The following is a 20,724-nucleotide window of genomic DNA, read 5'->3' as shown; positions in this document are numbered from 1 at the left end:
TGAAGAAATGGATATTAAGGAATTTGATTCAGAGACTTATGACGTCATCGTTGTAGGTGCCGGTCACGCTGGTTCAGAAGCTGCTTTGGCTGCTGCCAGAATGGGCCAAAAAACACTTTTAATTACTATCAACTTGGATATGGTCGCTTTTATGCCATGTAATCCTTCCGTTGGTGGACCCGCTAAAGGAATCGTTGTTCGTGAAATCGATGCCTTAGGTGGAGAAATGGGTCGCAACATTGATAAGACCTACATTCAAATGAGAATGCTCAATACTGGTAAAGGTCCAGCGGTTCGTGCCTTGCGTGCTCAAGCTGATAAGAACATGTATCACCGTATGATGAAAGATGTTCTAGAAGACGAGCCTAATTTGACATTGCGTCAAGGAATCGCCGAAAAATTGATTGTTGAAGATGGTGTCTGCAAAGGTATCGTCACAGCAACTGGAGCTAGATATCACGCTAAGTCAGTAGTTTTGACAGCTGGTACTTCTTCACGAGGAAAGATTATTATTGGAGAATTGATGTATTCATCAGGTCCTAATAACAGTATTCCTTCAATCAAACTTTCAGAAGATCTTGAAAAGCATGGTTTCAAATTGACACGTTTCAAGACTGGTACACCTCCACGTGTTAACAAGAACACTATCAACTTTGACGAAACAATTGAACAACCTGGTGACAAAGAACCAAACCACTTCTCATTTGAGACACCAGATTCAAATTACTTACAACATCAAATTTCTTGCTGGATGACTTATACAAACGCTGATACTCACAAAATCATCCGTGAAAACCTTGACCGTGCACCAATGTTCTCTGGTGTGATCAAAGGTGTAGGACCAAGATATTGTCCTTCAATTGAAGATAAGATTGTTCGTTTCGCTGACAAGCCAAGACACCAAATCTTCTTGGAGCCAGAAGGTAAAGATACTAAGGAATATTACGTAGGTGATTTCTCAACTTCAATGCCTGAAGAAGTTCAATTGAAGATGTTGCATTCTGTAGCCGGACTAGAAAATGCTAAGTTGATGCGTCCTGGTTACGCCATTGAATACGATGTTATCGAACCTTGGCAATTGAAATTAAACCTTGAAACTAAGATTGTTAAGAACCTCTTTACAGCCGGTCAAATGAACGGAACTTCTGGCTATGAAGAAGCTGCTGGACAAGGAATCATGGCTGGTATCAACGCTGCTTTACGTGCCGAAGGTAAGGATCCATTTATCTTGCGTCGTGATGAAGCTTATATCGGTGTTTTAATTGACGACTTAGTTACTAAGGGAACTAACGAACCTTACCGTTTGTTGACTAGTCGTGCTGAATATCGTTTGATTTTGCGTCACGATAATGCCGATTTACGTTTAACAGACTATGGTTACAAATTAGGCTTAATTAGTGACAAGCGTTATGACGCCTTCAAAGAAAAGCGTCAAACTATTGAAATGGAATTAAAACGCCTTTCACGTAAGATGATCACACCTAAGATGGCTCTACCATTCTTGAAAGCACATGACTTGAAGCCATTGAAAGATGGAATTTTGGCTGATCACTTCTTGAGAAGACCAGAAGTACACTATTCAGATATCATCGACATGATTGGAGAAGCTGATTATCCAGTTGACCGCCGTGTGGCTGAACAAGTAGAAATCGCTACTAAGTATGATGGCTATATCAAGAAAGAAAAGATGCGTATCGAACGTTTGAAGAAGATGGAATCAAAGAAGATTCCTGAACGTATTGATTACACAAAGGTTGATAGTTTAGCTACTGAAGCAGTTCAAAAGCTAACCAAGATCAATCCTCAAACAATTGCTCAAGCTAGTCGTATCAGTGGTGTTAACCCTGCTGATATTGGTATTTTGAGTGTTTATATTGAACAAGGTAAGATTGCTAAATTACCTGAAGCAAAATAAATAAAATGGACCTCATTGGATGTAAAAATCTGATGAGGTTCTTTTTTTATATTGGCTAGTATTTATCGAATGATAATTGGAACCTCATTGGCCGCTATAACGTTACAAGATTATCTAAATTTCATCTCTTTTAATAAATGAGAATTCTTGTTATGCTGAAACTAATAATAAAAGCATAAGGGGAATCAATCATGATGAAGAAAAGGATTGGATTTATCGTTATATTGACGACGATTGTCCTATTGGCAAGTGGTTGTACGCAAGCAAAGGACGATTTAACAATTTCCACATTTAAGAATTCTTCTAGACAAGAAAAAAGGGATATTTGGGAACCATTCAGTAAGAAATACGATTTAACGATTAAAACAGAATTTGGAAATGATAAAGAACGCTTAGAAAATAGCGATGCTGGAATTGATATTATTGAGCTGCTACAAAAAGATGCTGTGGCAGGCAATAAAGAAGCACGGTTTAAAAAATTAGATTTTTCCAAGTTGAAGAACTTTGGACTTTTATCTAAGCAGCAACAAAAAATAGCCAAGGAGACGAATAGTATTCCATATCAGGTTAAACGCTTGGGTGTAGTCTATAACGCTAACAAAGTCGGGGAAATTTATTCATGGGATCAGTTGTGGGATGCTGGGTTAGAAAGCAGCATTGCAGTGCCTAATATTACAACTGAATTAGGTCCACAAATGCTTTATATGGTGCAAGGTCATTATCAGCGCAAGCAAGTAACGTCAGTATTTGTTGATACGGGTCAATTAGATAGCAAGACGATGTTTATGGAGTTAAATAATTTAAAACCAAATATTCTCAAAGTCTATGATGATCCGAATGGTTTAAGTCAGATGCTGAAATCAGGTGAGATATACGTTGCGGTGGTGGATGATATCGTTGGTCAAAAAATACAAAAAGCTAATCCGAATATTAAATTTGTTTTTCCTAAAGAAGATGACTACATTGGCTACAAAACGGCCGCCATTCTGAAAAATAGTGAGTCTGATAAAGACTATCAGTATTTAGATTTTCTAATTGAAAAGAATCAAAACAATTTGAAACAAGTTGATAGATTGCAGATGCTTAGAAAAATTGATTATGAATTCTTGAATAAACATTTAACTGGTTACACTAAAGAATGGAATGAAATTATCAATTGATAAGCAAAAATATAACGCCGTTATAATTGGTAGAATTATCAATTCTGTTGGGCACGATTTAGAGATTTTTATCAATGGTGGTAAAATTATTGCAACGGATACCCCGAAAGCGATTGCAGAGTGTTCTGCTAATTTCACCGGATAAGTATCTCGAAGAATATTAAGAGGTGATAGTATGGAAAAAATCGGAGTTATCGGTTTAGGGAATATTGCACAAAAAGCTTATTTGCCAGTTATGGCTACGTTACAAGATAAATTTGAGTGGCATTTAACTACTCGCAATGAACAAAAGGGACAAATGCTAGAGGCTAAATATGGTTTCAAACATTTCCACCAAACACTTGACGAGTTGATTGCCGAAAAACCATTGGCAGTATTCGTACATACGCCAACAAAAACACATTATCAAATTATTAAACAATTACTGAATAATGGCATTAACGTTTATGTTGATAAGCCAATTTCAGAAGATTTGGCTCAAGTTGAAGAATTGTACAAATTGGCTGAATCCAAAGACCTGATGTTGACTTGTGGTTTCAATCGTCGTTTTGCACCATTTGATCAGGAATTAAAACAAATCGCGGATAAACGGACAATTGTCTCAGAAAAAATCCGTGAAAATTCACCTCAACCAGCACAATTTGCTATTTTTGATTTGATGATTCATTCGGTTGATACAGCTCTTTATTTGATGGATGAAAAGATTGAACGAGTAAATAACTTCGTAGTAACTAATGACGAAGGTGATTTGGAACAAGGCTATATCACGATTGAAGGGCAAAAGAGTCACGTTCAAGTAATTACCAATATGGTAGGTGGCAGCAACTTAGAATTGTCGACTGTTCAAGGAAAAACAACGCGTCAAACAGTAACTAATTTGAATCATTTGGAAACTTTCAAAACAGGGATGACGACACAAGCTTCACGTCCAGATTGGGAAGAGACTCTAGTTACAAGAGGTTTTGATCCAATTATTCGGGTCTTTCTCAAAGCTGTGAGTGAACATCTAGCTAACCCAGTGAGTCCAGAATCATCTATTTTAAGTCATAAATTGTGTTTTGATTTAGTTAAAACTTTAAACAAATAAATAATTGGAATGAGCCACAATATCTAGGACTAGATATGAGCTTTACTACTAGATGTTCCATGTGGAACATTTGCAGAAAAAGGTTGCTACAGATGGGCTTGTGAGCTTTCTATTTTGAAAACGGATACGAATATTTCGGTAAAGGGTAACTAGATGTAGTTCATAAAACAATTGACTTGTGATAGTAAAACATGTCATACTACTGACGGTGCCAAACCTAGATAAGGGAATTTGGTTGGCGCGTGAGCGTTTGGAAAATCGATGCACCTTATCACGAAGACTTCACATTTTATGTGGAGTTTTTTTTATAACCTTATAAAAGAGTGTGAAAATGACAAAAAAACTAGCATTATTTAGTTATGGATTGATTTTAAGTGCCGTGATCGGCGTGATTGCAGCTTTATTTTTAATAATTGAAAATTTATTATCAGAATTAGTCTGGATGACAAATAACCAGCTGTTACAAATTTTGTTAGTAGCAGTTGGTGGTTTTATTTTATATTTTCTTTTGAAAAAATGGCCTGACCTTCCTAAGACAGCGCATGATTCGATCGTAGAGCTGAAAACTAGTCAGACGATTGACTACCAAGATGTTTTCGTCAATTTATTGATAACATTAGTTATTTTGACTTTTGGGGCTGGAGTAGGGCCGGAAGCTGCCTTGTTGAGTGCCATTATTTCACTCTCGATTTGGCAAGCTGATAATTTACGTTATTTATATTTTCATTATGATGAATTAAAACAACTTCAGTTTAACGAGCGAATGAAACGGTTGTTTAATCCTTTTGCATTTCGCCAAAAATACGATCGAGAAATAGCTCCTAAAGCTATTAAAATTGTCAGACAGAAAAAATTATTATATGGGATTTTTACCCTCAATGGGGTCATTAGTTTCGGATTGTTATTACGTCAAACTGACCAACCATCCTTTGTAACGAAGTTAGGTCAAACCAATTGGAATGTAAGGCAAATTTGGATCGTGCCGATATTGATGATTTTGGGTATCGCTTTTGCTCGAATTTGTAAGTTGGTATATCGATTCTTTACGGAACGAATGTCTAAAATTTCTTTCTCTTTGCCAACCAAAGTAGCTGTTGGAACCTTGGGTATTATCTGTATCGTGCTGTTAGAACCAGAATTACTATTTTCAGGTCAACACAGTTTGCATTTACTAGTCAGTGATTGGTCGCAAAAAACAGCTTTATTTTTAATCGGCATGGCAATTTTAAAATTGATTTTTCTATCTTGGTGCTTAAACTTCAACTGGCGTGGAGGAGATATTTTCCCTCTGACTTTTGCAGCGATGATTTTAGGATTTGCGGCAGCTCAGTTATTACCAAGTTTTGATAAATTGTTGATTGTGGCGGTAGTAGCAACGACGTTTTTATCAGAAATGGTTTCACCAATTATTGGCGGAATTTTCTTGATTTTCTTCTTCCCAATTCAATTGTGGGTAGTAATTTTATTAGTCGCCGGATTGCTATATTTTTTTAACAAGAAGGTTCTTTCTTAGTCTTTGCGCTTCTTCACTATCAAAATTACCAAAAGGCTAATAAATACTCCGGTAAAGAAACCAGAGAACTTGTATTCACCAGCAAAATAAAGGACTACAACAGCGATTAAAGATAGGACAACTAGAAAAGGTATCGTCTTAAAAAGCTTAGATTTATCGTTAGTCTTTGGTTCAACTTTATTTCTAAAACGAACGAGAGTAATCATCGCTATAACGTTCAAAAGCCCCATCGAAACAATGATTATGCTGACTAATGATGTCAGTTCAATAATGTCGGCCATGCTCAAGATGAGAAAACCTAGGAACAAGATGTCGATCGTCGTCAAAATCCAAATGATAGGTCTAATGCTCTTCAAAATTTCTTGTTTTTTTAAGTATTCAGTCATACCAGTATCCTCCTTGAGAAGTTGATCTAACGAAACTTGGTAGTAATCACTCAATCGAATCAGACTACTGATATCAGGATAGCTATTTTCGGTTTCCCAACTAGAAATAGTTTGTCTAGAGACGTTCAGGTCCTGTGCGACTTTTTGCTGAGTAAATTTACGCCGGAGTCGTTCTTGTTTCAAGTGATTGCCAAATTTCATTGTTATCTCCTCTTTTCAGTTTGATATTAAACTTACTATTGTTAAAAACCTAGCAAAGGTTCTAAGCGTAATAAAATACCCCGTTAGATTGCCGATATATGGACAATTTGACGGGGTATTTTTTAGATTGATTTAACCGTTATAACGATTAATTGACTTTTTTGTATCCGTAAGCGAAGTAGACAACTACACCAATTGCAAACCAACCGATAAAAGTTATCCAAGAATTGATGCTGACTTGGGTCATTAGTAAGACACAGAGAATGACTGAAATAATTGGTAGCCAAGGATAAAATGGCACTTTGAATTCACTTTCGGGAACATCTTTACGATGACGTAATTTGATGATACCTGAAGCTACGAAAGTAAAGGAGACCAAAGTTCCGATGTTGACTAGACTAGTTAATTCATTCAGTGAAACGAAGCCACCTAACAAAACAGCCAAAATGGTAATCGTATTGAGGGACAAAATTGGCATCTTAGCTTTCTTGTCGATTTTACCAAAGGCAGCGGGAATCATTTTGTCTCGACCTAAAGCGTAAATCAAACGAGAACCACCATAGACAGTATTGAGCATCATAGTAAACATCCCTGCTAGAGCACCAATCGTAATCAAGAAGGCTAGTTTACCTAATTTGACATAGTTTAAAGCGAATACCACTGGATCAGCGTAGTTCAATGATTTGTAATTGACCATTCCTGTTAAAACAAAGGATAAAAGGACATATAAAAAGGCACAAATAGCTAATGAAACCATAATACTGATGGGAATATTCTTTTGAGGATTCTTAACTTCAGGTGCAGAGGAAGGAATAACGTCAAATCCTAAATAGGCGAAGAAGACCAGAGCTGCCCCTTTAACGACGCCAAAACCTCCCATTGGAAAGTAGGGATGATAGTTGGCAGGTTTGATGTAGAAAATTCCAACGCCGATAAAAGTTAAGACAACTGCAATTTTAACGAAGACCATAACTGTATTCATCTTAGTAGAAGCTTGAATACCACGTCTTAATAAGGCGTAAATCAAGAGTAGAACGATTATTGCTGGTAAGTTAATAAAACTACCACGACTAGGATCAAATGGCCCGACGAGCCCTTTAGGTAGGATAATACCGAAGCTGTTGAACAGACTGACAAAGTAAGCCGAAAATCCTGAAGAAACAGCCGATACTCCTAAAATATATTCCAAACATAGGGCCCAACCAATCAACCAGCCAGGAAATTGACCGAAGATGATGCTGCCGTATGAGTAAGTACTACCGGCTACTGGAAAGGTCGAAGATAATTCAGCAAAACACATCGCTGTCAAAATACAGACGATTGCGGCCAAGACAAAGGAAATCGTAATTCCTGGTCCGGCTGTTCCATAGGCAACGATACCAGGTAGAATGAAGATTCCCGTCCCGATAATTGCTCCAATTCCCATGGAGATCAGATTGTTCCGCGTTAAGACTTTTTCAAATTGAGCGTCGCCGGCTACGAATTGTTTGTAGTCAGCTTTCTTAAATAATTTTTCTTTCATAATTAACAAATACCACCTAAAAAATTAACACAACTTTACTAGGTTACTTGTCGTTAAGATATTTTGTCAATAAACTTCGATTTATTTCTTGACCTAAAGTTAGGTTTAGGACCTAGAATTAAATTATCGATATTTAAAGAAGCGAGGAAACTAATGGATACACCAATTTTAAATACAATCAGTGAACCAGCTGATTTAAAAAAACTATCACTTGAACAACTAACACAACTAGCAACTGAAATACGTTACGTACTGTTAAATAAAGTTAGTCAAACTGGCGGACACGTTGGACCAAACTTAGCTGTGATTGAATTGACAATAGCTTTTCATACGATTTTTAATTCACCAACAGATAAAGTCGTCTGGGATGTTTCGCACCAATCGTATACGCATAAAATTTTGACGGGTAGAAAACAAGCTTGGCTTGATAAAGACCATTTCGATGATGTCAGCGGCTATACTGAACCGGAGGAAAGTCCCCACGATTTCTTCAATGTAGGTCACACTTCGACTTCAATCGCTTTAGCAACTGGTATGGCTAGTGCTAGAGACCTTCAAGGTAAAACTGGTAACGTTATGGCGGTGATTGGTGACGGATCATTGTCTGGTGGCTTAGCTTTGGAAGGGTTGAATATTGCTTCCACATTGAAGTCTAATTTGATAATTTTAATCAATGATAATGGCATGGCAATTGCTGAAAATCACGGTGGTCTTTATGAAGGACTCAAAGAATTGCGTGAAACTAATGGTCAAAGTTCGCATAATATCTTCAAAGCCATGGGATTTGACTATCGTTACGTTGAAAAAGGTAATGACTTGGAAACAATGTTAAGCGTATTTAAAGAAGTTAAGGATATTGATCATCCAATCGTCCTACACGTCCACACAGAAAAGGGACATGGCTATCAACCAGCTATCGATCACAAAGAAGCCTTTCACTGGCATGTACCATTTGACTTAGCTACCGGAAAAACTCTCCATCCAGTAACGGGTGAAACATACACTGATGTAATTCATGACCAACTTGAAAAAGAATTTTCGGTAGGCACACCAATTACTGCTATTACAGCGGCAATTCCTGGGATGTATGATTTAAAACGTTTTGGCAAAAAACATCCTAAGAATTATTTTGATGTCGGCATTGCTGAGCAAGAATCAATTACTTTGGCTGCTGGTCAAGCAAAGATGGGATTACGTCCAATTGCCTTTGAATCAGGAACATTCTTGCAAAGAGCTTACGATCAATTATCACATGATTTAGGTATCAACAAATTGCCAGTTACGATCATGGTTTCTGGGGGAAGTATCAGTGCTGGAGACCCAACTCATCAAGGAATCTTTGATTTGGCGATGTTGAGTAATATCCCAGGATTGACTTATCTAGCTCCAACGACTAAAGAAGAATTGCAGGCTATGATGCATTATGCTTTGCATCAAAATGATGGTCCAGTTGCTATCAGGGTTCCAAGCAATGACGTTCATTCAGCACCATTGACTAATTTTGAAGCTCACAAGATGAATGTTTTACATAAGGGGCACAAGGTCGCAATTTTAGGTGTCGGCAGTTTATTGCCTTTGGCTGAAGAAATTCAACAGCAACTCGATTTTGACGTTACGGTAATTGACCCACGAGATGTTTCAGAATTAGACGAAGAGACTTTGACCGACTTAGAAAAAGATCATCAACTAGTAGTTACTCTAGAAGAAGCTAGTTTGAGCGGTGGTTTTGGTGAAAAAGTCAGTCGTTTCTACGGCAATACTAAGATGCGCACATTGAACTTTGGTGCAGCTAAACGATTTAACGATCGTGAAACTACGTCTGAGCTGTGGCATGAATTCAAATTGACACCAGAACAAATCGTTACAGAAATCAAAGCTAACTTATAGGGATAGACAAAGAGTATTGGTAGTAATATCAATGCTCTTTTTGCGCAAAAAAATAGCCCTAAAATTAATTAGGACTACTGTTGAATTTGTTAATTATTTTAATTTTGATGCAGCAGCTTCATCAACGATGATTGTTACATCTGGGTGGTTTTGTAAAGCACTTGCTGGGCAGTCTTCAGTAACAGGACCGTCAACAGTTGCAGCAATAGCATCAGCTTTGTTTTCGCCGTAAGCTAGAAGAACGATCTTCTTAGCTTTCATGATTGAACCGATACCCATTGAGTAAGCAAAACGTGGAACGTCTTTTTCGTCGTCAAAGAAACGAGTGTTAGCTTCGATTGTTGATTCTGTCAAACCAACTTTTCTAGTCTTGCCATCAAATGGTGAACCTGGTTCGTTGAAGCCGATGTGACCATTTCTACCGATACCAAGAATTTGAAGATCAATAGGGTTGTCTTCAATGATCTTGTCGTAAGCTTTTGTAGCAGCTTCTGCGTCAGGATTTGAACCATCAGGAACATATGAATTCTTAAAAGGTTTCTTGCTGAATAGGTGTTCATTCATGAAGTAGTGGTAACTTTGTTCGTTATCAGCTTCAAGACCAACATATTCATCCAAGTTAACAGATGTCATATTTGAAAAATCGATGTCACTGCTTGTCATTTCGTTGTAAAGTGTAATTGGGCTACTACCTGTTGCTAGTCCCAAAACTTTAGCACCATTTTCAATATCAGCTTTAACTAGGTTGAAAGCTTCTTTTCCACCCATTTGTTGATCTTTAACTTTAATTATGTTCATCTTATTAATCTCCCATCTCTATCTTTCTGGTCTAGTCCAATCTAATTCATTTTTAGTAAATTGTCAATAAAATAGTGTCATTAAATAAAAATAAATTAAAAATTTCCAGAATCAATGCAAAATCTTCATAAGTTAGGTATATTTTTTAATAAGAGTAAAAACTAAAGAGGCAGAAAAATTTGGAAAAAATATTATCTACATCTGAGGGCAGTGTAAACACAAATCTAATCAGAGGTATCAATACTAAGAGTATTATCGTTCTAGTACCTGGTATTGGTGGCTCTCTTGAGTACTTCAACTCAATTATCCCCTATCTAAAAGACAAATATACCGTTGTAGCGCTTGATCTCTTAGGTCAAGGCAAGTCAACTAAGGCCAAAAACGATCATTATACAGTCGATGCAGAGGCTTGGAATATGCTCGAAGCAATTGCTAGATTGAAGATCACAGACAAGTTGGTCATCTTTGGCTACGGCTTCGGTGGTCTAGTAGCTGTTAACATGGCAGAATTGCGTGGATTTACGATTTCTAAGTTAATCCTATTGAATACACCTGCTAACGACAAATACGCTGACATGGACGCTCATTCATCCGTAGCAAGTATTCCGCTATTAGGCAAATTAGCTAAGTCACCAGTTAAATCTGCTTTGTATTTTGACAAAGACTTTGACCGTAGTAGCTTAGATAATCCTAAAGTAGTTGATGAAGCAGCCAACTTAGTCGATCACAAGACGGCTAAATTCTTGCAAAAGATGCCAATGGACTATTTGGAAGAAAAGGCTTTGAATAAGCGTTTGCGTGCTATTGAAATTCCAACTTTAGCTATGTTTGGTGAAGGGGACCAAATCTTAACTGAAAATGGTATCAAAGATGCTAAGGCTTCAATCGGTCGAGTACCTGATTTACAAATTGAAGATATCAAGGGTGCCGGTCATTTGGCTATGATGGAAAAACCTCAAGAAATTGCCCAAAAGATTATCACATTCGATGAAACAACAACTAAGAAAAAAGAAGAAGAAGAAAGCAAGAACGATGCTGATTAATTTTTCGATCCTAGATGATAAATCTGGGATTTTTTTGTGCCTTATTTTTTGTCCCAAATTAAGGATTAAGTGATATTGTCTAAGTATGGAGGACGGATTATGAAAGTAAGGTACTTACTGGCAACATTGTTAGCTTTTATCGGTATTTTATATTCAACACAAGATGTACAAGCAGATGGTCTCGGCGGTCCTAATACGGGGGATTACGTTTATGAAAACAAAGAGTTTATTACTAATGCCCAGTATGATCGACTCGTTACTATCAACGATAATATTTATACTGGCGTTCATCCTCAAAAATTGTACGTTTTGGTGTTTGACGATGCTGAAGATATCAGTAATTTTGTCCAAACGACAGGTGCTGATGTCCATTCACGTGATGCGTCCTCTAACATTATTGGCAATGTCGGCAGCAACATAGGCTATCTCTTGTACGGCCGAGAAAAATACATCGATATGCGTTTAGATGATGACGATATCGATAATGAAAGTAATTATTTAATTTTAGATTTAAAAGATAAAAAGGTCTTTTTCAGCGCTTCTGAACAAGGAGATCGTTATTTAACGGATTTGATGTTTTGGCGCCTGAAAAAAGGATTATCAAATGATTTCAAATCCAACAATGAAGATACACAAGTGCAAGCTCTGTTTACGTTAGCGAATCGATTAGAGCCTAAGTTACAAGATGTTGCTCAGAGTTCTAAAAAATTAAAATCTAAAAGATTTGCTGATATAAAGCGAGTTAGAAATAGGATTTTGTATGGACTAGGAACGATAATCGCTATTATTGTTATTTACCTGATTTGGAAATACATGCATAATCATCCTGGCAGTGGGTCGGATCTAGGCAATAGTGATTACGACGCTGGTTTTGACGAAGGCTACTATATGGGCAGAAATGATCCCTTTATGTAAAAAAAACGACCAAATTGGCCGTTTTTTATTTTGTGCTGACTAGTTTGATCAAATTGCGATTCTTTTGCGAGCTGGCTACTGGGATGAATGATTTACCATCTTTGTAGACGAATTGTATAACGTCATAATTATTGTCCAATTTCTTAGCTTGATTGGCGACGATATTTTGTAAAGCACGGATATAATCTTTTTGGTCGTCAGTTGCTTGATTATTTTGGACCGCTTCAAAAGAAGTTTTTAAATATTTTTGAGTTTGTTTATCGGTTAAACGTACCACGATGACTGTGTGGGGATGCTTGCTCGTATCGTCATTGATGTTGTGATCCTCTTTAATAGTGACGACTTTGCCATTCTGATTGAATTTGTGATCAAGACTTTTTCTGATAGCTTTGTATTCAGGCGTTGGTGCCTTGTCGGTAGTTTGAATAGATGTTTTGAAAGTGAAAATGGATAAGACAGTTGCGAAAATTAATACGGCAACCAATGAAATAATTAAATATTTTTTATTGATAGGTTCACGATATTTTCTATGCATGATTTGACGCCCCTAGTCTTTGATTAGAGTGATTATAACACACGATTGAATGTAAATTTTTTTTACAAAAAGTTGGATAAATTGACTTCTGAACGCTTCTTTTGAATAATCTTGGTATAACTAAATATCTAGAAGAAAGTAGGAAAATTATGTCTACACATCAAGCATTACTAATTATCGACTATACGAATGATTTTGTAGCTGATGATGGGGCTTTGACTTGTAAAGAGCCAGGTCAGGCAATTGAATCCAAGATCTTCGATTTAGCAGAAAGAATGTATCAAAATGATGATTTCGTCTGGTTTCCAACCGATGTTCATAAACCAAATGACCCATATCATCCAGAAACGAAGCTTTTCCCACCTCATAACGTTCGTGGAACTTGGGGTCGAGAATTATACGGTGGCTTAAAAGATTGGTATAACGAGCATAACGATGGCGAACAAGTTAAATTATTCGATAAGACTCGTTATAGCGCCTTCGCCGGAACTGATCTAGACATTAGATTACGTGAAAGAAAAGTTGATACGTTGCATCTAGTCGGCGTTTGTACCGATATTTGCGTTCTACATACGGCAGTTGACGCCTATAATTTAAACTACAATATTATCGTCCATGAAAATGCTGTAGCGTCATTTAATCAAGCTGGACACGAGTGGGCTTTGGGACATTTCAAAGCTAGCTTAGGCGCTCAAGTATTATAAAAAAGAGACCAAGCGGTCTCTTTTTTATTTGACGTTATGACGGATCTCTTTTTCAGTTAAGTATTGGTCGGTGTGATTGCCTAAGAATAGTGGGACTTTTTCTTCAACCACGTCACTGAATTCCAAACCATACCAAAGGGCAGGAGGAACTGTGATGTTTTGAAGTAGGAGTCGACCACCAATCAGCATTCTGTCGAGACTACTCATATAGACTTGCGCGCCAAGGTCTTGGAATTGTTGATTTTGAATAACGAATTTAAAAGAACCAACGCGACGATTAGGCATCATTGAGTAAGTTGGTGCTTGTTGGTCGATGATATTTTTGTCCAAGAGACTGTTAATGATTTGGCGAATGTAAATATTGACGTGTTGCGACTTCTTGAAACCAAGATTCAAGGTAACGTTGACGACATTTCTCGTATTCATCATATCAACTGAATAGTTGCACTCGTAAGGGGCAGCGGTTTGATTGACAGTAATGAACCAGTAGACTTTGGCCCGTTTGGGGTCTTGATCTAAGATTGAATAAATAATCGAACGTTTGATGGAATAATCCTTGCCCAATTTTGTCATATAAACGAGGTTCGTGGCATAAGTTGGGATTGAAGAATCTTGACTGAGCTTTTCCAATTGAGGGATGAAGTCGAGTAGATTGACGTTTTCGCTTTCAGCCATATGAGCATCACGGCGCTTATTTCCGAAGTACCAGATGACCATGATTGCTAAGATTGCCATCGTTATGATTACTGTAACGTATCCTCCATGGACGAATTTGACCAAACTGGAGATTAGGAATAATCCTTCAATCGCAAAGAAAACGACTAAGAAGACATTAGCACCGAGAGGGTGTTTTTTCATAATTAAGAATTGATGCAAGAGTAAAGTCGTCATTAGCATTGTCAAAGTGATTGCTAATCCGTAAGCTGCTTCCATGTGCTCTGATGTGCCAAAGCCCCAAACGATACTGATAGTAATGGCACAAAGCAACCAGTTAACTGATTCAATATAGAGCTGACTTTGAACTTTACCGGGGAATTTAACTTTGAGACGAGGTAATATTTTCAAACCGATAGCTTCTTGAACTAAAGTGTAAGAACCGGTTATCAAAGCTTGAGAGGCAATGATAGCGGCTAAAGTAGCGATGATAATGGCAAAAATTTTGAAGTCGCCAGGCAACATTTCGTAGAACGGATTGATTCCAGAAATATGGTTGTACTGCTTGTTTTGAAAATTCGCGATTATCCAGGCTGCTTGTCCTAGATAATTCAGCATCAACATTGCGTAAACGAAAGGCCAAGTAGCATAAATATTGTGCTTGCCGACTTGTCCCATATCGGAGTACAAAGCTTCAGCACCAGTCGTAGCCAAGAAGACACTGCCAAGGATAAAAATACCCGCTTTATTGACGGGACTGAACAAAACTTTAATAGCATAGACCGGTGAAAGAGCTTTGAGGACATTCAAATTACCTAACAAATTAAATAGACCAGCTAATCCGATAAAACTGAACCAGATAAGCATGATGGGACCAAATGAACGACCTATTTTTTCAGTACCGAATTTTTGAATGATAAAAATCGTTAACAAAATTATCGTTACGATGACTAAAACGGTCGACTGTTTGTTAGAGAAAATGAAATTGCCAAATTGTTGTCCTTTGACACCTTCCATAGCTGAAGTAACAGTAACGGCTGGTGTTAAAGTTCCATCGGCAAGTAGTGCGGAACCACCGATCAAAGCGGGAATGATCAGCCATTTTTTGGTTTTGACTAAAGCGTAAAGAGCGAAGATTCCACCTTCATTATTGTTGTCAGCTTTCATAGCAATTAAGACGTATTTTAATGTGGTAATTAACATCAATGTCCAAAATATCAATGAAACGCTACCCAAAATGTATTCGGGTTTGGTATCAGCCATCGTGCCGGCGTCATTGATAATGGCATTCATAACGTATAGTGGCGAAGTACCAATATCGCCATAAACGATACCTAGAGTAATCAACATACCCAAGGCAGACAGTGATGACATTCTTTTTTCCATGGTAATCTCCTTTGAAACTAGTCATAGATGTTTATACAGACTCTATTATAGATGCTTTATAACTATTTAAAAATTATTATGATTTTGTCATTTTTCTGTAATTCTTTTTGTTATACATGAAATAAAAATAGTAATACAATACTGAAATTAAAGAGGGAACTTCAGCGAAAAGAATGTGATATCTATGAATGTAGTATTTATGATACTTTCAACCATGTTAGTTTGGATAATGGTACCTGGCATTGCTGTTTTTTACAGTGGCTTCGTACCGCATAAAGATGTGACACGGATTTTGTTCGACAGTTTCTTGATGTTTGGATTAGCAGGACTGTTGTGGATTGCAATTGGTTTTTCAGCTTCATTTGAAGGAAATAATTTGGGAGTAATTGGAAATTTCAGTCATCTCTTTTTAAGAGGAATAGACTTATCGTCTACTTTTGGTCAAACTGGATTACCAACATCGGTCTATCTTCTTTTTCAAATGATGTTTGCGATTTTAACGCCAGCACTATTCTTAGGTGCCATGGCTAGTCGGGTAAAAATTAGATTTGTGATTCTCTTCGTTATATTGTGGTCGCTTTTAATTTATTATCCGTTGGCTCATATTGTTTGGTCGAGTAGCGGATTTTTGGCCAAATTAGGCGTATTGGATTTTGCTGGAGGAACGGTCATTCACATCGATGCTGGAATTACAGCGCTGATCTTGGCAATCACTTTACGTGGACCTTATCAATATAATCAACAGACTAAGGGAAATCCCTTATGGATCTTGATGGGAACCGTACTTTTGTGGCTTGGCTGGTATGGATTCAATGCTGGCAGTGCTTTAAAAGTTAATTTCTTAGCCATCAATGCGTTTTTCACAACTACAGTTGCAGCTTGCAGCGCTTTAATTACGTGGATCTTTTTGGAAGAGATGTACAAAGGCAAAGTAACTTTGAGTGGCATTTGTACGGGTAGTATTTGTGGACTAGTGGGAATTACTCCTGGTACTGGGTATGTAACGGTTTTAGGATCGTTTTTAATTGGAATAATTTCTGCTATCAGTAGCTTTTACTTTATGAATTTCTTGAAGTATCAATTGCATCTGAACGATTATCTAGATATCTTTGGATGCCATGGTGTCAGTGGGATAGTTGGTTCAATTTGTGTTGGTTTGTTCGCAACTAAATCAGTTAATGAAAATGTCGTTACGAATGGTTTATTTTATGGTGGCGGCTTTAAATTATTAGGATTGCAATTGTTCGGCGTTATATTTACAATTGCCTTCGTATCAGTTTTGGGTGGAGTGATTGTAACGGTGCTGAAAAAAGCTTTGAAAGATGATATCGGGATCAGACCAGAAATTAAATTAGCTTAAATTAAATAGATTCTACTAAAATAAAAATTTTTTCTTAACCTTGGTTAGTAGAAGTATTTCGTCCTCCATAGCGAAGAAAATTTGGCTGGAACAATGTGGGCACGACTTGGAGCCTTTGCTAAGACCAGAACCGGGCAAAGTCTTCAAGCTCGACCTTTCACTATGCAATAAATTGCCAAGAGAAATTTCACATTTGAGCCAATTTTCTTCGCTATTCCGGACTAGATAGTGGTTTTATTTTTAATATCAATAAATCAAAAGTCTCTATTCGGAGTGTGTGATTATTCTCCAAATAGAGGCTATTTTTGACTTTGAATTAAATGAAATAAATGATAAGAAAAGTTATCTAGTCGGTAGTGACGACTTTGTACTTAGTTTCGACTAGGATGTCTAGTATTGCGTTCTTTCTTTGGTTGATTTTCAGCTTTAAGCGATTGAATCTCATTTTCGATTTCACTGAGAACTTCGATTTGCATCTTTTGAATGTCTAGAATATGAGGCCATTGAACTTCGTTTAACTGGTCGATTTTTTCGTGAAGAATACGGATTTCCATCTCTGATTTGGTATTAGTTTTGTAGTCATTTTCAGAATCAAAACGGTCACGTTCAGCTTGACGATTTTGGCTCATCATAATGATTGGTGCTTGAATAGCCGCTACGCAACTCAAGAATAGGTTTAATAAAATAAATGGATAGGGGTCAAAGTGAACTCCGAAGAGATGAATAACATTGATGGTCATCCAAACTATTAAAATGACGGTAAAGGCGATGATAAAGCCCCAACTACCACCAAACTTGGCTACGGCATCGGCTAGTTTTTGTCCTCTAGTCCGTTTGCCGTAAACAGTATCGTTAATGTTTTTGATGACATAAGTCTCTTTGGCTAGTTCTTTTTTTAGTTTGTCACTCATCTCATGATCGATTTTTAAGTCGTTATCGATGACATCTTGCATCTTAGAAATACGTAATTTCTGTAGATCCTTTAGACAAATGAATGATGATTCCTTGGCGTAGCTGTTAGTATGAATAACTTGTTCTTTTAATAAATCGCTGAGATCTCTTAAAAAGAGACCCTCCGTGATAGTGAAACGATTGCCACAAATTGCACAGATTTGATTCTTTTTAATTGCCATAATTAACACCCCTTGGAGTTATTCAGTGCCAGTATATTATTAGGATGTTTTTAAAGCAAAAAAGAGCCCTCTAATGAGGACTCTTAAGTATTTTTATAATTAAATCGTACCTTTTTTAATAGCTGTCTTGATACCAGCAATTTCCATGATTCCACGATCAGCTGATAAGTGTTTGAGTAGGGAAGCAAATGGTCCCTTGAACTTCAAATTCTTGTCAGTGATTTCAGCAATACCATGGTTTTGACCTAGAGATGCGACTGTTCCCATTGAGTGGTAGATGAATGGTTTCAAGTCTTTGCCATTCAATGCAGCAGCGATATTAAAGGCAGCACCACTACCTTCAGCAGTTGCTAATTGACCAGTTGTTGGATAAGGGCGTTCTTCACCCTTAGGAATAATAGCTGAATCATCACCGATAAAGTAAGCTTCAGGATGTGCTTCGAGGTTAAGGAATTCGGTTGTCATAACACGATTTCTTCTAGCATCGATGCCGGAATCTTTGATAACGTCTGAGCCACTGACACCAACGGTCCAGATGATAGTACTTCCTTCAACACTCTTTTCAGTATCTCCATCCATGTAGACAACGGACTTAGGTTCAATTTTCTTGATTTTAGCGCCTGTGAGCAATTTAATGCCGTTCTTATCTAAATAGTCGACGGCGTAAGTTGCAAGGTTCTCATCGAACATAGGAAGGATTCTCGTAGCCATTTCCAAGCAAGTTACTTTAATTTCTGGTACTTCATATTTAGCTTTTAGGATTTTGACTGTATCAACTAGTTCACCAAGAATCTCGACACCAGTAAATCCAGCACCACATACGATGATACTCAAATCGGCTGGATCGTTTGATTTCTTGTAGTTAGCAATATTTTGATTGATAGTCTTGTAGATATTTTGAGCAGTTTCAAGATCTTGAAGAATCAAGGCATTTTCGCTAGCGCCTTCTAGTCCAAAGTCCTCAGAACGGAAGCCCAATGAAACAACGATGTAATCATAGGTAATGTCCTCGTGGTCAGAGAACTCAACTGTTTTGTTATCTAAATCAAGTTTTGAAACGGTTGCCTTGATAAAGTTAACATTTGAAGGTAGAACTGAACGAACATCAAAGCTAACTGCATCAGCACGATTAGTTCCTGCTGCAATAGTATGCAAAGCAGTCTTTTCAACGTGTTTTTCATTTTTATCAATTAAATCAATTTGTGTTCCCGCTGGGGTACTCTTAGCTAAGTCACGAGCAGCTCTCAAGCCACCATATCCAGCGCCTAGTACTAAAATATGTGCCATAATTACCTTTCTCCTTCTATTCTGAAATTAAAACGTTTACCTAATTATTATATATCGTTCCAGGCAATAGGAGAAACCATTTGCTATAAAGGATTTTTACTAATTGAGTGTTTCAAAAAGAATGGAGCTATGATAGTGATCAAAATGACACTGATAATGACGGTAGAATAGTATTCTTCGGATAATAAATGAACGCTGTAACCAACTTGGGCAACGATCAAAGCCATTTCCCCACGAGAAATCATTCCTGATCCGATGACGTAAGAGTCCTTCAAATCGAATCCGGAAATTTTGGCACCAAAGCCAGCACCGAATAATTTTCCGATAACACCAGTAATGGTAAAAATAACGATCAGCCAGAAGTCACGGAAGAAGTTAGTGAATTCCAAGTTAAGGCCAATACTGATGAAAAAGATAGGGATAAAGACAGCATAACCAATCATTTCAACGTTGCGACTAATTTTTTCATTGAAGTCTTTAGCGTTTGAGACAGCAATTCCGGCAATAAAAGCACCTAAAACGGAATCTAATTGAACTTTGTCAGCTAAATAGGCCATGATGAAACAAATTACTAGGGCAAAAATCGTTGGAGCATGGGTTGCTTCTAAGTATTCGGATAATTTCATTAAATCGGGGATGACCCATTTGTAAAAGACTACGACAATAATAGCGAAAACTAACCAAAGTCCTAGTAACATAAGAATCTTGTTGATTGAAAAATCACCGGTTAAAGTTCCTGACATGACACTCAAAATTGAAATGGCTAAGATATCGTCAGCAACTGCGGCTCCCAAAATAACTGTTCCAGAGGTACTGGAGAGGTAATTCAAACTCTTTAAAACTTCAACCGAGATAGAAACGGAAGTAGCAGCGAAGACAACCGACATAAAGATACTTTCCTTGAGGTTGATACCGAAAATCAAGGCGGTGATTAGAGTTAAAGCAACTGGTAAAATGACACCAAAGATAGCGACATTGATACTAGGCAACAAGTGCTTTCTGAGTAATTTCAAGTCACTCTCAAGACCAGCAAGAAACATCAGTAAAATAACACCGATATCGGCGAACAATTCTACTTCATGCGTTGGCTTAACGATATTGAGGACACCTTTTCCTAAGATAACTCCTAAGATAAGTTGTCCAACGACTGCTGGGATATTGATTTTATTAAAGATATGGCTAACAACTAGTGTTAGAAAAAGCATTAAAGCTAAAAGGGTTAAAAACTCCATGGCATC

The 20,724-nt window shown here is 37.3% G+C and carries 18 protein-coding genes; 10 read left to right on the top strand and 8 right to left on the bottom strand.

Going from position 1 to position 20,724, the window contains the following annotated elements:
• The first annotated feature begins 7 nt into the window (after window positions 1–7).
• From mnmG to LF20184_RS00255, 5 genes are all read left to right on the top strand, one after another.
• On the top strand, window positions 8–1,915 hold the full coding sequence (gene mnmG, locus LF20184_RS00270; RefSeq protein ID WP_010017934.1) for a tRNA uridine-5-carboxymethylaminomethyl(34) synthesis enzyme MnmG: 1,908 nt from the start codon (window positions 8–10) through the stop codon (window positions 1,913–1,915).
• A gap of 191 nt (window positions 1,916–2,106) precedes the next feature.
• Window positions 2,107–3,075: an extracellular solute-binding protein gene (locus tag LF20184_RS00265; RefSeq protein WP_010017935.1), complete on the top strand. Its 969-nt coding sequence runs from the start codon at window positions 2,107–2,109 to the stop codon at window positions 3,073–3,075.
• Window positions 3,059–3,220, top strand: a complete 162-nt coding sequence (locus LF20184_RS12630) for a hypothetical protein (RefSeq protein ID WP_010017936.1) — start codon at window positions 3,059–3,061, stop codon at window positions 3,218–3,220. The genes LF20184_RS00265 and LF20184_RS12630 overlap by 17 nt, the downstream gene beginning before the upstream one ends.
• Window positions 3,221–3,250: 30 nt before the next feature.
• Entirely contained in the window at window positions 3,251–4,162 is a 912-nt protein-coding gene (locus LF20184_RS00260; RefSeq protein WP_010017937.1) for a Gfo/Idh/MocA family protein, read from the top strand.
• A gap of 331 nt (window positions 4,163–4,493) precedes the next feature.
• Complete coding sequence (locus tag LF20184_RS00255) at window positions 4,494–5,675, top strand: chloride channel protein (protein ID WP_010017938.1); 1,182 nt, start codon at window positions 4,494–4,496, stop codon at window positions 5,673–5,675.
• On the opposite strand, the gene LF20184_RS00250 is transcribed toward LF20184_RS00255, so the two are convergent.
• Both LF20184_RS00250 and LF20184_RS00245 read right to left on the bottom strand, forming a co-directional pair.
• The gene (locus LF20184_RS00250; RefSeq protein WP_010017939.1) at window positions 5,672–6,262 is read right to left on the bottom strand and encodes a helix-turn-helix domain-containing protein; all 591 of its coding nucleotides are present in this window, start codon (window positions 6,260–6,262) and stop codon (window positions 5,672–5,674) included. The genes LF20184_RS00255 and LF20184_RS00250 overlap by 4 nt on opposite strands.
• A gap of 148 nt (window positions 6,263–6,410) precedes the next feature.
• On the bottom strand, window positions 6,411–7,784 hold the full coding sequence (locus LF20184_RS00245) for an amino acid permease (RefSeq protein WP_056945186.1): 1,374 nt from the start codon (window positions 7,782–7,784) through the stop codon (window positions 6,411–6,413).
• Between the two features lie 153 nt (window positions 7,785–7,937).
• Between LF20184_RS00245 and LF20184_RS00240 the strand changes: the two genes are divergently transcribed.
• Window positions 7,938–9,671, top strand: a complete 1,734-nt coding sequence (locus LF20184_RS00240; RefSeq protein ID WP_010017942.1) for a 1-deoxy-D-xylulose-5-phosphate synthase — start codon at window positions 7,938–7,940, stop codon at window positions 9,669–9,671.
• Window positions 9,672–9,764: 93 nt separating this feature from the next.
• Here the strand turns inward: LF20184_RS00240 and nagB are convergent, their stop codons facing one another.
• On the bottom strand, window positions 9,765–10,469 hold the full coding sequence (nagB, locus tag LF20184_RS00235) for a glucosamine-6-phosphate deaminase (RefSeq protein ID WP_010017944.1): 705 nt from the start codon (window positions 10,467–10,469) through the stop codon (window positions 9,765–9,767).
• 179 nt (window positions 10,470–10,648) lie between these two features.
• On the opposite strand from nagB, the gene LF20184_RS00230 reads away from it, so the two are divergent.
• Window positions 10,649–11,512, top strand: coding sequence for an alpha/beta fold hydrolase (locus LF20184_RS00230; protein ID WP_010017946.1), 864 nt, complete (start codon window positions 10,649–10,651; stop codon window positions 11,510–11,512).
• A 99-nt stretch (window positions 11,513–11,611) separates the two neighbouring features.
• Window positions 11,612–12,427: a hypothetical protein gene (locus LF20184_RS00225; RefSeq protein ID WP_010017948.1), complete on the top strand. Its 816-nt coding sequence runs from the start codon at window positions 11,612–11,614 to the stop codon at window positions 12,425–12,427.
• 25 nt (window positions 12,428–12,452) lie between these two features.
• On the opposite strand, the gene LF20184_RS00220 is transcribed toward LF20184_RS00225, so the two are convergent.
• On the bottom strand, window positions 12,453–12,962 hold the full coding sequence (locus LF20184_RS00220; protein WP_010017949.1) for a hypothetical protein: 510 nt from the start codon (window positions 12,960–12,962) through the stop codon (window positions 12,453–12,455).
• A 149-nt stretch (window positions 12,963–13,111) separates the two neighbouring features.
• On the opposite strand from LF20184_RS00220, the gene LF20184_RS00215 reads away from it, so the two are divergent.
• The gene (locus tag LF20184_RS00215) at window positions 13,112–13,666 is read left to right on the top strand and encodes a cysteine hydrolase family protein (RefSeq protein WP_010017950.1); all 555 of its coding nucleotides are present in this window, start codon (window positions 13,112–13,114) and stop codon (window positions 13,664–13,666) included.
• A 24-nt stretch (window positions 13,667–13,690) separates the two neighbouring features.
• Here LF20184_RS00215 and LF20184_RS00210 read toward each other — a convergent pair whose 3' ends face one another.
• Window positions 13,691–15,706 (bottom strand): KUP/HAK/KT family potassium transporter, encoded by a 2,016-nt coding sequence (locus LF20184_RS00210; RefSeq protein ID WP_010017951.1) that lies wholly within the window; start codon window positions 15,704–15,706, stop codon window positions 13,691–13,693.
• A gap of 184 nt (window positions 15,707–15,890) precedes the next feature.
• Between LF20184_RS00210 and LF20184_RS00205 the strand changes: the two genes are divergently transcribed.
• A complete protein-coding gene (locus tag LF20184_RS00205; protein ID WP_050783061.1) occupies window positions 15,891–17,066 on the top strand; it encodes an ammonium transporter in 1,176 nt (391 codons plus the stop codon).
• 371 nt (window positions 17,067–17,437) lie between these two features.
• Here the strand turns inward: LF20184_RS00205 and LF20184_RS00200 are convergent, their stop codons facing one another.
• The 3 genes from LF20184_RS00200 to LF20184_RS00190 all read right to left on the bottom strand — a co-directional run bounded on the left by LF20184_RS00200 (window position 17,438) and on the right by LF20184_RS00190 (window position 20,718).
• Window positions 17,438–18,199: a DUF1003 domain-containing protein gene (locus LF20184_RS00200; RefSeq protein ID WP_010017953.1), complete on the bottom strand. Its 762-nt coding sequence runs from the start codon at window positions 18,197–18,199 to the stop codon at window positions 17,438–17,440.
• A 99-nt stretch (window positions 18,200–18,298) separates the two neighbouring features.
• Window positions 18,299–19,486 carry an NAD(P)/FAD-dependent oxidoreductase gene (locus tag LF20184_RS00195; protein WP_010017954.1) on the bottom strand — a complete coding sequence of 396 codons (1,188 nt, stop codon included), beginning with the start codon at window positions 19,484–19,486 and terminating at the stop codon, window positions 18,299–18,301.
• Between the two features lie 83 nt (window positions 19,487–19,569).
• Window positions 19,570–20,718: a cation:proton antiporter gene (locus LF20184_RS00190; protein ID WP_010017956.1), complete on the bottom strand. Its 1,149-nt coding sequence runs from the start codon at window positions 20,716–20,718 to the stop codon at window positions 19,570–19,572.
• Between the last annotated feature and the right edge of the window lie 6 nt (window positions 20,719–20,724).

The sequence above is a fragment of the Companilactobacillus farciminis KCTC 3681 = DSM 20184 genome (assembly GCF_002706745.1).
GTDB lineage: Bacteria > Bacillota > Bacilli > Lactobacillales > Lactobacillaceae > Companilactobacillus > Companilactobacillus farciminis.
Note: the sequence above shows the minus strand (reverse complement) of the source record. Positions and strands in the feature narration are given on the sequence as shown.

Coding starts and splice junctions, on each gene's coding strand:
- mnmG (WP_010017934.1), top strand. CDS start 8: ATGGATATTAAGGAATTTGATTCAGAGACTTATGACGTCATCGTTGTA.
- LF20184_RS00265 (WP_010017935.1), top strand. CDS start 2,107: ATGATGAAGAAAAGGATTGGATTTATCGTTATATTGACGACGATTGTC.
- LF20184_RS12630 (WP_010017936.1), top strand. CDS start 3,059: ATGAAATTATCAATTGATAAGCAAAAATATAACGCCGTTATAATTGGT.
- LF20184_RS00260 (WP_010017937.1), top strand. CDS start 3,251: ATGGAAAAAATCGGAGTTATCGGTTTAGGGAATATTGCACAAAAAGCT.
- LF20184_RS00255 (WP_010017938.1), top strand. CDS start 4,494: ATGACAAAAAAACTAGCATTATTTAGTTATGGATTGATTTTAAGTGCC.
- LF20184_RS00250 (WP_010017939.1), bottom strand. CDS start 6,262: ATGAAATTTGGCAATCACTTGAAACAAGAACGACTCCGGCGTAAATTT.
- LF20184_RS00245 (WP_056945186.1), bottom strand. CDS start 7,784: ATGAAAGAAAAATTATTTAAGAAAGCTGACTACAAACAATTCGTAGCC.
- LF20184_RS00240 (WP_010017942.1), top strand. CDS start 7,938: ATGGATACACCAATTTTAAATACAATCAGTGAACCAGCTGATTTAAAA.
- nagB (WP_010017944.1), bottom strand. CDS start 10,469: ATGAACATAATTAAAGTTAAAGATCAACAAATGGGTGGAAAAGAAGCT.
- LF20184_RS00225 (WP_010017948.1), top strand. CDS start 11,612: ATGAAAGTAAGGTACTTACTGGCAACATTGTTAGCTTTTATCGGTATT.
- LF20184_RS00220 (WP_010017949.1), bottom strand. CDS start 12,962: ATGCATAGAAAATATCGTGAACCTATCAATAAAAAATATTTAATTATT.
- LF20184_RS00215 (WP_010017950.1), top strand. CDS start 13,112: ATGTCTACACATCAAGCATTACTAATTATCGACTATACGAATGATTTT.
- LF20184_RS00210 (WP_010017951.1), bottom strand. CDS start 15,706: ATGGAAAAAAGAATGTCATCACTGTCTGCCTTGGGTATGTTGATTACT.
- LF20184_RS00205 (WP_050783061.1), top strand. CDS start 15,891: ATGAATGTAGTATTTATGATACTTTCAACCATGTTAGTTTGGATAATG.
- LF20184_RS00200 (WP_010017953.1), bottom strand. CDS start 18,199: ATGGCAATTAAAAAGAATCAAATCTGTGCAATTTGTGGCAATCGTTTC.
- LF20184_RS00195 (WP_010017954.1), bottom strand. CDS start 19,486: ATGGCACATATTTTAGTACTAGGCGCTGGATATGGTGGCTTGAGAGCT.
- LF20184_RS00190 (WP_010017956.1), bottom strand. CDS start 20,718: ATGGAGTTTTTAACCCTTTTAGCTTTAATGCTTTTTCTAACACTAGTT.